Here is an 11,472-nt window from a genome sequence, read left to right on the forward strand (position 1 = left end):
ATCAGTGATATTGATATAACCACCCAAATCTGTAAAAGTAATTTTCCCCTCCTTAGTAGTAGGTGGGTTTTCTTTACTCCAACCATCATTTTTAGTTAGTTTGCATTGCTTACGTTCAAAAATTGTATCTTTGTTCAATTTATTGACCATAGTTTACTCTTCTCCTTTGCTATATAAGCATTAAATTTGTGTTGCTAAATACATATTAAAGGAGAATTAAACGCAAATAAGGAGGTCGTCCATAAACAAAAAAAATGGACGACCTCCTTTGGTAGTGCTATTCAAATTTTAAATTGTCTAAGGTTTCACTTAGAGTTTTTGCGATAGACCAACTAGATAAATCATTGACTTGTTTACTGACGATTTCGTCTTTAATTTGAGTAGATTTTATTTCTTCAAATAAGTGGAAAGCGTTCGTTAATTCGGTAATGTTTATTTTTGAAAGTGGCTCAATATCTTCATTAAGTGAATATTTATCTAATAAAAGATGAATTCGATACAAGTCATTTAAGAAGCTCTCTACTTGATTTGGACTCATACCATCATCAATATAAGATTGGCGATTAGTATAAAATAGGTTAGAAAATTTAGATAATGACAAATAAAATTCTTTATAAATATGGAAAAACTTGTCGTTTGATATTAATGGCTTGGAGCTATTTATTATATTGTCTAGACGTGATTCAAAATTTTGTAAATCAAAAGTACTGTTTTTATATTGATTTATAGTATTAATAATTCTTTGATAGTTAGAAAATAAGTCATTTTCAATACCGAGAAAGTATCCATTAACATTGAATGGATATTTTACAATTTCTTTTTTTCTTAATTTTTCACGGATTTTCGATTCATCAGTTTGTATATCATCAGTCACAATTTTATGATTGATTCTTTTATTCAAACTTGGAAGGTAAAGTTTGTTTAATATATCAATAATGAAAAAATCTAATAATTTGTTATCAGTAGGTTCGCTATAATCATCTATACTTGGTTCGTTTGATATATATCTAGCTACTTCATAATTTACATTCGAATACATGGAATCGTCAGGTTCTACTTGGTTGTATATAATAAAATTTTCGGGATTGTTTTCTTTATTATATTGATGAACTTTATATAGTTGTTTGAAATTGAAATCATTATCAAATGTCATATTATCTTCCATTAATGTTTCAAACAGTAACTCGTCAATTCTATGTGCTAATTTTCTATATAATTTTGAACTCTTATCTAAATCTAGAGAATTTGTATAATTAAAAAATGAAGACAATGCATCATTACACTTTGATTGAGCACTAAGCCATTCTAAAGTAAAAGAATAGTTTTCAGATGCATAAATTTGCGCTTTTAATGCATCGTTTTTAATATTATCAATTGAATCGCTGATATTAGTAATATAGCTAATAAATTGACTATTATTTTTCTTTAATGCCTCCTCTCTTAAATCTATGTCATCAAATTTTTTAGCAGATGTTGGAACAGGAAAGTCCTCAATAGTATTTAGCAAAATTTTAAATAATTCTAATTCAAATAAGTTAAAGCTGTAACCGCTATTGCTTGCTGATGGATTGGATTTGTATCTATTGATATCTAACTTATAAACTCGTTCGAGCTTATCCATACTATTCTTAAACATTTTTTCACTTAAATTACATTCTTTCATTAAATCTTTTCCTGTATAATATTTATAATTTTTATAATCCAAGTTGATTCTCCTTTTTAACGTAATTATGGCTAGATAATATGTACTTTTTCAATATTATAAAGTACAATTAGAATTAAGGATAACAAGAACGTATGTTCTTAACGGAGGGAGATTATATGAAACTTATTTATTTTGATGAAAGTACTGCAAACGACTACTTGAAAATTATCCAAAATGGGAAAGAATCAAAACAAACAGTTGAAACAAAGAAAAATCAAAACCAAACAAGTTTAGGAGGAAAATTTGGAATTGGACCTATGTTTTCTAAAATTTTTGAAAGTCTTTTTTCTGTAGAAGGACATATGGGAGGAAATTTAAATCGTACTTCTGAGAAATATGTTGAAAAAACTTTAACCAATGCAATTTTAAGCGATTTTAAAAATTTAGCAGAAAATGAAGACATAGGTATTACAAAATTTTCTGAGTATAAATTGAGTTATGTTGAGAATTCAATTGCTCATTTTCAAACTATTTCACCATATTTAAGTATGGTAGAGGGAGATATAGTGTTAGATGAAGAAGTGTCAATTAATATTAATAAAATGCATGAGACTTTAAAATTAGGTAAGGGTTATTATGAGATTCTTGCTAAGAAAAACGATAATGAATGTATTGTTAGATTTAATAATAAAGCTTTTGTAAACAATTATAATTTAACTGATTTGTCTCAAATGCAACTCACTTTATATGGCGTAAAAGTTGGATTAATTGATAAAAATCAACTTAATTTTCAAAATGCGATAAATTCACTAGGTTTTAAAAATGAGGTGGTAACTTCTATTTCAGAAGAACCAGTGAATTCTTCTTATAATAATGAACAATCGATATTAGAAATGTACGATATTATATTGGCAGGGGTCGAAGTTGAAAATGAGTTATAAAATTAAGATAGTTATGGGACCTAAGTCATATTTAAATAAATTTCTTGATCAATCATATATAACTTTAGAAGATTACATAATAAAAATCGATTCACTTACTAGGAATTTGGTTGAAAAATTTACAGATAATGATTATGAAGGAATCTTAAAAGATAAAATTATTCTTGCTAAAACTGAATCATATTCTGGAATTACTTCAGCTGCATTAAGCAATTTTATACAAATCGTTAACAAGTCTATTGAATTTGGAAAAGGAATTATTCTACAGAATCCTCCAAAATCTGTTATTAATCAAATTAAAAAACATTTTGGTGAAAATCAATATGTTTTTTGTGAATATGAGTATCCCAAACCAGATTTAGAGGTGTTGTTAAATATTAAAGAGAGGTTAACTGACCAATTATTTGGTCAAGGTTATGCAATAAAGAGAATTTTAGCTTCATTATATAAGTTAACTAAAGAATCTAGAAAACCAATTGTTTTAATGTTATATGGTCCATCAGGTGTCGGTAAGACTGAAATGAGCAAAATTATTAGTGAATGTTTAGGAGGGGAATTATTTAGAAAACAGATGTCAATGAATAAAACCAATTATATGTTTGATTACATATTTGGAAACAATCATGGTGAGCCTAGTTTAGCTAGAGATTTATTAGAGAGGGAGAGCAATATTGTACTATTAGATGAATTTGATAAAGGAGTAAATGAAATAAATAGTGCTTTTTACCAATTGTTTGATGAAGGGATTTTTGAGGATTCTCAATATGAAGTCAGAATGTCGAATTCAATAATTATATGTACTTCAAATTTTAAGGGAGAAGTTCAAATTAGAAGAGAACTAGGTGATCCAATTTATTATAGGTTTGATGATTTTATTGAATTTTCAGAGCTAAATAAAAAAGCTAAAAAAATTATATTAACCAAAATATTAAGTGAAGAATTTATAAAGTTATCAGATAAGGAAAAGTCTTTATTACCTAGTGAAGAAAGTTTATTGGAACAATATGTGATTAAGGTAAATCAATTTACTAATTATAGACATATGCAGAAATTAGTTGAAAATGATATCAATTTAAGGTTAATAAGTACTTTGATGGGTTTTTAGTAACTTGTAAGGATATTTTATTAGGGTGAGTGTGCAATAAGATATTGAATATATAAAGATATGGGTAGACAAAAGAAAGTTCGACTTTTCACATACTTATATGCTACATTTGTTGTAATAATACAACGTGTTAGGAATGTGAAACATGGAAATGAATCGTTTTGATATTTATAGAGAGCTATGGACAAAATCCCGTACCGCATTTGCTGAGGAACATAATATAGAGTTTAATGATTTGAAACAGATAATTGAAATCCATAAGATTCCCTTGCCCAATTCTAAGTATTTGTATGATTATAGAAGAGGTATTATTGGTCGACTAGAACCTATAGAAGGTGAAGATTATTTAATTAAAATTGATGAGAAACTGAGCGAAAAAGCTAAAATAACAAATAAATGGTCATACTTTGACGATGATAAAAAAGAAGAAATTTACAATGTATATACAGACTTGAAGATACCAGATAAGGTTAAGAGTCATCATAAAATCGTCACTAACCATAAAAACTATCTTGTATCTGAAAGAAAAAGGCAAAAGGAATCGGAAATGAATCCCTGGGGTTATTATCGCTCAGAGCCACATAAAGTTTTGAATGCATCTCATGTATCAAAAGAAGCATTATCAGACTTTTATAGGTTTTGTGATATTTTATTTAAAGCAATCGAATGTTTAAATTTTAAGGTTAGTGTTGATGAAGAATATATTTGTATTCATATACCTCGTAGAGACAAACAAGTGAAAAAAAGTGACTTGATGTACCTAAAGTTGAATGTATTCCATATAAAATTAAGGTTTAAAGAAAAGAGTCAAAAGAGATGCTGATCGTTATTCTTCTTATGATTATCTCAATACTGGTTATTTCAAGGTTGAACTCGTTGGAGTCTATCCTTGGAGTAATAACGTCTACGGTATTAATCGAGACTATCCTGGTACAGATGACCATAACACACTGATTGAGAATATTTGAATTACCACAGTTATTGAATGATTCAGAGCTTGAATACATTGAAAAGCAGAACGAAGAGGAGCGCAAAGTATAGAAGCTGAACAATTAAGAAAAAGTAGGGAATTGGAATTTAATAATATTAAAACACTAATCAGTGAGTACAAGTTACATAAAGAAATGAAAGCGTTAACCGAGTATATTAATGAGTATAAGCTAAAGAATGCAACAATTGAAGAGATGATGTGGTATAAGGAGGCACTTACTTGGTTGAAAGACTCTAGTAAAGTTGAGAAAGCACTAGGAGATAGAAACCATGATCAAATAGTAAAATATTTACTAAATGAAATGAAAGAAAGCGATGTTGATTTCCATGACCCATCGAGTTATAGATGGTGGTGAGTCAGTAATCATTGATTCATAGTTAAATAAGACTCATAGAACAGAATACTTTTAACAGTTAATGGAATTGGTGCTTCATATAAATAGCTAAAAAGGATGTTTATAGGTGTGACGGGCTTATATGTCTTAATATAATAAATGCTTCTTTTTATTATTAAGTAGTTCAGTTTTGGAGTACAAAATGACAAAATGTACTTCAAAATGGACTACTTTTTTCATTTTAACTTACATACCAAATTACATACAAAATGATTTATAAAATGCAATTGAAAATGATAATTGAATGAAAATTTGTGATTTTGTGGTATTATGATAATATAACTTATAGAAAAAATTGCTTATTCAACTAACGGGCAGGATAATGAGAAAAGGTTTTTTGATAGAAATAAGAAATTAGATGGTAAATTAGTTAAAAAGGCTGTGTTATAAATGAAAGTTTCTTTGATTGCTGCGATGGATAAGAATAGAGTGATTGGCAAAGAGAATGACATTCCTTGGAGGATTCCCAAGGACTGGGAATATGTTAAAAATACTACAAAGGGACATCCGATAATATTAGGTAGGAAGAACCTTGAATCAATCGGAAGAGCCTTACCTGACAGAAGAAATATTATTCTGACGAGAGATAAGGGGTTTACCTTTAATGGTTGTGAAATTGTTCATTCAATAGAAGATGTTTTTGAGTTATGTAAAAACGAAGAAGAAATTTTTATTTTCGGAGGAGAACAGATTTATAATTTGTTTTTCCCTTATGTTGAGAAAATGTACATCACAAAAATACATCATGAATTCGAAGGAGATACTTTTTTTCCAGAAGTGAATTATGAGGAATGGAATGAGGTATTTGCCCAAAAAGGGATAAAGAATGATAAAAATCCGTATAACTACTATTTTCATGTATATGAAAGAAAAAACTTATTGAGTTAACGGGTGCGTTAATTGAAGAAGAACAGTAAAGATAAAGCACAAGAGCTTGGGATTACTCCAAGCTCTTTTTGTCATTTGAAATAAATTATATCTTTCCAATCAAATTGTTTATCTGTAATCCCTAATCTTTGAGCAGGTGTCAAAACCTTTTTATCCGCTGATTTAAAAGGGCGACAAAAGTTGTAGTAAGTTCTTAGAATTGTAATCGCAAATTGAGCATACTTCGGATTGAAGTTAGCGTAAATATAGCTCTTCTTATCACCACGAGCTGTTGTTAATGGTCTTTCAAGAGATGATATATAACGTCTTATCTGTTGAATAAAGCTATTGGTCGAATGGTCATTAACATTTAATAGCATCTTTGCGATTTCGTTTGGTTCCAGAGCAGATAAATCCGTTCTACAATCAACTGAATAAAATCCTTTATCCTTAGTGGCTAATGGATGTTTGATAGGGTTATCGGCATATTTGCGATATCTTTCTCCATCTTTACTAATAGCCTCTTCGTGGAATTGATGACTTGTTAGTAATTCAGTTAGATAATGAGATGCCAAAGTCCGTAGAAACTTTGTTTTGAATCCTCTGATATCTCCCCAATCGAGCAGTTCTGCTTTTGCTTGTCCGAATTCTTTTAAGCATTGTTTTCTGCTTTTCGTCTTGTTAACTTGGCAAATAAAATGATGTGCATCGCTCAACCTTAATTCTTTCGTGAATACTCTATAAAAGGCGTTTCTAATAGAGAAGTCATCATCACTAATCATTCGCCATTCGTCGGCATTAACCATTTGTTTAATTAACCAATAGTGAGCAGTTGTAGTATAAGGAGCATCAACATTTAAACCATCGACAAATCTACTCCTATTAGTAATTTTCCCTAATTCGTGAAGATAAGCATTCCTATTTTCGCTATCGTTAGCGGATGGTTCTTGTGGATAATAAGACCAATCTAACCTATCATTTTTACGACTAAAAGTATTGAGATGGTCTTCTTTGAATTTTCTTGTATCTTCATTTAATTCATCCATTGAAATATTCCAATCATAGGCAACATCAGAACGGAACACATATCTTGATAAGACCTCAGCAGATACAACTATATACGTTTGCATATTAAGGTCTTCAAACCCCGTATATTTCTTTGAACCTTGTCCTTTCTTACGGACGTTATTTAGGTAGTAGTGCATCTTGTCCGTATTAAGCCACATCTCGTTAAATTTCTTTGTTTGAAGGGGTTGTGTCTCATATCGTTCTAAAAACTCCAAACAACGCCTATACAGCCACTCCAGCTTATGATAGTAGGTTCCAACTCCAATTCCTAAAATATCACAAGTACGACTGACTGAAACCCTTCCAACAACCATCTTAGCGAACATTGGAAGAATGGTGTTCTTTTGTTGGTGATAAGTAGTGGTTTCTTCTCTTTTTGGTAGAACATTAGTGAACTTCTTACACGCCTTACATTGATAGCGTTGAGATTTGCCCCTACTTTTCCCCCTTTTGTAAAATTGCTTCGGCTCATTGAATGGGGTTGATTCTTCTTCCGAGCAGCCTTCTTTATGAAATTGATAATCTGGCTCAACATCTTGGATGCTATTGATTTCTATAAGGCGTTTAATTTCTTCAACAACAGACCAATTAGATAAAGGGGTTACTGTACAGTTTTGCGATACACCTCTGCCAATAGGATTGTCATTGCAGTACATACCTTTATGACCTTTATCTTTGGAACTACCAGTCATTTTATATCGACTTGGTTTCCCTTTTACATCTTTGAATTTGTGCTGTTCTTTCCCAAAATTACAACAAAACGGATTGATGCAGTAATTATATTGAATGGGATATTCAGAACCGTTCCATTTAAAAGACGTTGGCAAGAACAACATTTTGTTATACCTTGTTGCAAATCGTTTTGGAGTTAATAAATCATATTGTTTAGCCCTATCTTTTAATTCTTCGTTTGAAATCGGAATTTTAACATCTACAATTTCATCTTCCTTCGTGGCTAATCTTTTAAGCTTGGTCATTGTCTATCAACCCACTCTATCTTTGATACCCATTTTTTCAACAATCCGCTTATTACTTCGCTTGTTGGCAATCCATTCAATAAACTTCTTATCGTCTAAAATGTTCAATAAGAATTCATCCACTGCTTCGCTTTCAGTACGCTCTGCATATTCAGCGTATTGCTTAACTATCACCCTTACTTGCTCTGATATTTCCCAATCCACAGACTTAGCGTTCTTATTTTTTGGCTCAAGAAATTGCATAGGAAAATGCACCCCTTTTTGCTTAGTAAATTGTAACCATTTTAACACACCAATTTGCATTCCTACAATAATTATTTCACGTTCGCATTTTTATATACATTTTAACTTACATTTTGTGGTGTAAATTAACAACAAACGTTGATTTAACAATAAAAAACGAGTATCAAATTCAGTTGCAATTTGATACTCATTTAGGTTTACATTTTCACTTTTTGTACTCCAAAACTGAACTACTTATTTTATTATTAGTATTTCTATAAAGTATGCCACTGCAAGTGTTTGTGCATCTTACTCACCATGTTTTCGGGCTGCTAGTGAAATTTCTCTTATTTCGATATCTCAAATGACAATTGTATATGGTACCTTTTAATTTGAGATTGTCTAATTTAATGATTTTGACTAGGTATGTAACCAAAATGGTATGATATATTATTTTCATGAATTATTAGAGTTATCGGCAAAGAATTCCGAAATCAACTTGAAAAACTGTTTTGGGGATTCCATATTAGCTAAATGTGCTGCTTTAGGTATTGTGCAATTTTTTATATGAGGAATTTCATTACTCATTAGTTCAGATATATCTTGAAAATCTTGAACATCATACTCACCATTAATAATTAATACAGGGACTTGAATATTTTTTATCTGTAAGATATTATCCTTCGTTTCTATTTCCTCGCAAGAATAATCTAATTCGGGTTTAGTTAAAAATTCCGTCTGCATATCAACAACTAATTGCTTCACATCTGTATTGATAAGTTCTGGAGACCTATTTCTTAGTATCCAAGTTTTATAGTTAAACAGTGCTATTTCTTCTATTTTACCTTCTTGTAATAGTTTTTCTTCTTCTTCTTCATATTCTTGTAGGAAAGACGAATCTTCCCACCCACCTAAAGCTGGAGACAAAAGTGCTAAGCTCAGACACTTTTCTGAGTGGTCTAGATAAAAATCAATAGCTATTTTCCCACCAAATGAAGCTGCTAAAATATGAGTGTGATTGATATCTAGATGTGTAAGTATTTCATTAATAATATTACTATAAGAGTAATTTCCTCCTGTGAAATCACTTAAGCCGAATCCAGGAAGGTCAAGCCTAACTACTCGATATTTTTCTGATAATAAGTGGAATTCATTATCCCACATACGTGAATCTGCAATTCCAGCATGAAGTACTAATATATTCTCACCATTACCTTTTGATTCAAAATAAATATTAGCCCCCGTAGCATTAAAGATTCCTTTAGTTTCATTTGTTTGCATAATCTACTAACCTGCCTTATAAAAGTTATTTAGTTAAGTGTAGCTAATTTATAGTTTTATTATACTATAAGCTAAAGTATAGTAAACTTTCAGTGTTAATCGTAGCTGTGATTTCTTTAGTATTGGCGCTTATGATCCCAGGATTAGTAGATCTTATGGTAACAGGTACTGCAATGTCAGTTTCAGGCTTACTTGCGCCAGTGATGTTCGGTCTATTTTGGAAAAAACCTACGAAGCTTGCAGGTAACATTGCAATGTGGAGTGGGCTTGGTTCAGCAGTGATATGGCAAATACTAGGTCATCCGTTTGGTCTACATCCAATCTTAATTGGGTTGCCACTATCAATAATTATGTTATTACTTGTAACATTCTTTGGTAAAAAAGATTACGCAACAGTTTAAGCAAACAGTTCACCAAAAACTTTATAAAAAATAACAAAATCTCACTCATCTTATTTGATGAGTGAGATTTTTATTATAAGCTAATTGTGTTTTTTATCTCATATACTTTTATATTAGATTATATCTCAAGTTATTCCTCTGATATTTTAACCACTTGTTTACCGAAGTTTTCACCAGAAAATAGTTTTCTAAATGCATTAGGCAATTGATCAAAACCTTCATCGATTGTTACTTGTGATTTTATTTTATCTTCAGCTACCCATTTGGCAAGTTGTTCGCTTGCTTCTTTAAAATGCTCTGCAAACTGTCCTACTACAAAACCTTGCATTAGGGCTTGGCTTTTAACTAGTGTTTCCTGAATTCTTGGTCCCATTTCAGTTTGCGTATTATTGTAAGTTGAGATTGCACCACAAACAGGTACACGTGCAAATGTATTTAAATGTTTGAAAACTTCATCTGATAATTTTCCACCGACGTTTTCGTAATATACATCAATACCATTTGGTACAGATGCGGCAAGTTGTGCTTCAAAATCATCGCCTTTATAATCAACAGCCGCATCAAAGCCTAATGTGTCTGTTAAATATTGTGTTTTTTCTTTTCCACCGGCAATGCCAACTACTTTTGCGCCTTTTATTTTAGCAATTTGTCCTACTACAGACCCTACAGCGCCGGAAGCAGCAGATACAACAACTGTTTCTCCTGCTTTTGGTTTACCTATTTCCAACAAACCAGTATATGCTGTCATACCTGGCATTCCTAAAATGCTTAAGTATAAATGTAGAGGAACTTCTGTGGAAGGTATTTTAGTCACTTGATTAGCATCAGTAGTGATTATTCTTTGCCAAGGTAAGACACCCGTAACATAATCTCCTTCTTCCAAGTATTCTACTTCGGATTTTATAACTTTCGCTAAAACATGCCCATCAATTGGTTTGCCGATTTCATAAGGTTTAACGTAACTTTTTGAATCATTCATTCTTCCGCGCATATAAGGATCCACAGAAATATAAATAGATTTTAATTGTACTTCACCCGTACTAGGTTCTGCTGTTTGGATTGCTTCGTATTTAAAAGTGTCATCTTTAGGTAATCCTTCTGGTCTTTCGTTTAATACAATTTGTTCATTTTGCATAATAATCCTCCGTTTTACTGTTTTTTAATTAGTGTTTAAACTGACTTGCTTAAATAAAATTATTTCTTGTAATAATGATTGCTATTGAAGTATAAAAATCAAAGCTTTTTAATTGTTTTTCCTCCTCTTGTGTGGTTATATAATAATATAACAGTTAAACCTTAGTTTAAGAGAAGGGATGTGCTTACATTGGAAAAATTTTATATTGATCAAGTAGCAAGCATATGTGATATAAGTAAAAGTAAATTAAGATTTTATGAAAAAAAGGAGATATTAAAATTTATAGAAAGAGACACTAATAATAAAAGGCTCTATAGTAAAGATGATATTGAAATGATAAAATTCATAAAATGTTTAAGTAATTTGAATATGAGTTTAAAAGAAATCAAAAAAAATACAGGTATGCTATATGATAATGAAATAGATATGTTGAGTTGTCAATTTA

At 30.6% G+C, this 11,472-nt stretch carries 12 protein-coding genes; 7 read left to right on the forward strand and 5 right to left on the reverse strand.

The window, feature by feature from the left end; genetic code table 11:
- Positions 1 to 277: 277 nt before the first annotated feature.
- Entirely contained in the window at positions 278 to 1,705 is a 1,428-nt protein-coding gene (locus JVV30_RS12880) for a DUF6038 family protein (protein ID WP_044291483.1), read from the reverse strand.
- A gap of 116 nt (positions 1,706 to 1,821) precedes the next feature.
- Here JVV30_RS12880 and JVV30_RS12885 point away from each other — a divergent pair, with 116 nt between their 5' ends.
- From JVV30_RS12885 to dfrG, 5 genes are all read left to right on the forward strand, one after another.
- The gene (locus JVV30_RS12885) at positions 1,822 to 2,586 is read left to right on the forward strand and encodes a DUF6414 family protein (RefSeq protein WP_044291485.1); all 765 of its coding nucleotides are present in this window, start codon (positions 1,822 to 1,824) and stop codon (positions 2,584 to 2,586) included.
- The gene (locus tag JVV30_RS12890; protein ID WP_204194350.1) at positions 2,576 to 3,691 is read left to right on the forward strand and encodes an AAA family ATPase; all 1,116 of its coding nucleotides are present in this window, start codon (positions 2,576 to 2,578) and stop codon (positions 3,689 to 3,691) included. Before JVV30_RS12885 ends, JVV30_RS12890 begins: the two co-directional genes overlap by 11 nt.
- Positions 3,692 to 3,836: 145 nt before the next feature.
- Positions 3,837 to 4,514 (forward strand): hypothetical protein, encoded by a 678-nt coding sequence (locus tag JVV30_RS12895; RefSeq protein ID WP_044291487.1) that lies wholly within the window; start codon positions 3,837 to 3,839, stop codon positions 4,512 to 4,514.
- Positions 4,515 to 4,761: 247 nt separating this feature from the next.
- Positions 4,762 to 5,037 (forward strand): hypothetical protein, encoded by a 276-nt coding sequence (locus JVV30_RS12900; RefSeq protein WP_044291488.1) that lies wholly within the window; start codon positions 4,762 to 4,764, stop codon positions 5,035 to 5,037.
- Between the two features lie 429 nt (positions 5,038 to 5,466).
- Entirely contained in the window at positions 5,467 to 5,964 is a 498-nt protein-coding gene (gene dfrG / locus JVV30_RS12905; RefSeq protein WP_000868795.1) for a trimethoprim-resistant dihydrofolate reductase DfrG, read from the forward strand.
- A 71-nt stretch (positions 5,965 to 6,035) separates the two neighbouring features.
- Here the strand turns inward: dfrG and JVV30_RS12910 are convergent, their stop codons facing one another.
- The 3 genes from JVV30_RS12910 to JVV30_RS12920 form a co-directional block, all read right to left on the reverse strand.
- On the reverse strand, positions 6,036 to 7,988 hold the full coding sequence (locus JVV30_RS12910) for a hypothetical protein (RefSeq protein ID WP_000163792.1): 1,953 nt from the start codon (positions 7,986 to 7,988) through the stop codon (positions 6,036 to 6,038).
- Between the two features lie 6 nt (positions 7,989 to 7,994).
- A complete protein-coding gene (locus JVV30_RS12915) occupies positions 7,995 to 8,231 on the reverse strand; it encodes a hypothetical protein (protein ID WP_001159903.1) in 237 nt (78 codons plus the stop codon).
- Between the two features lie 435 nt (positions 8,232 to 8,666).
- On the reverse strand, positions 8,667 to 9,491 hold the full coding sequence (locus JVV30_RS12920) for an alpha/beta fold hydrolase (RefSeq protein WP_044291491.1): 825 nt from the start codon (positions 9,489 to 9,491) through the stop codon (positions 8,667 to 8,669).
- A gap of 122 nt (positions 9,492 to 9,613) precedes the next feature.
- On the opposite strand from JVV30_RS12920, the gene JVV30_RS12925 reads away from it, so the two are divergent.
- Positions 9,614 to 9,892, forward strand: coding sequence for a hypothetical protein (locus JVV30_RS12925; protein WP_239469385.1), 279 nt, complete (start codon positions 9,614 to 9,616; stop codon positions 9,890 to 9,892).
- A 130-nt stretch (positions 9,893 to 10,022) separates the two neighbouring features.
- Here JVV30_RS12925 and JVV30_RS12930 read toward each other — a convergent pair whose 3' ends face one another.
- Positions 10,023 to 11,027 (reverse strand): NADP-dependent oxidoreductase, encoded by a 1,005-nt coding sequence (locus JVV30_RS12930; RefSeq protein WP_002511731.1) that lies wholly within the window; start codon positions 11,025 to 11,027, stop codon positions 10,023 to 10,025.
- A 189-nt stretch (positions 11,028 to 11,216) separates the two neighbouring features.
- Between JVV30_RS12930 and JVV30_RS12935 the strand changes: the two genes are divergently transcribed.
- The coding region (locus JVV30_RS12935; RefSeq protein ID WP_204194351.1) for a helix-turn-helix domain-containing protein at positions 11,217 to 11,472 on the forward strand (256 nt) is incomplete at its 3' end.

This window comes from Staphylococcus sp. GDY8P47P (assembly GCF_016892225.1).
Taxonomy (GTDB): domain Bacteria; phylum Bacillota; class Bacilli; order Staphylococcales; family Staphylococcaceae; genus Staphylococcus; species Staphylococcus borealis.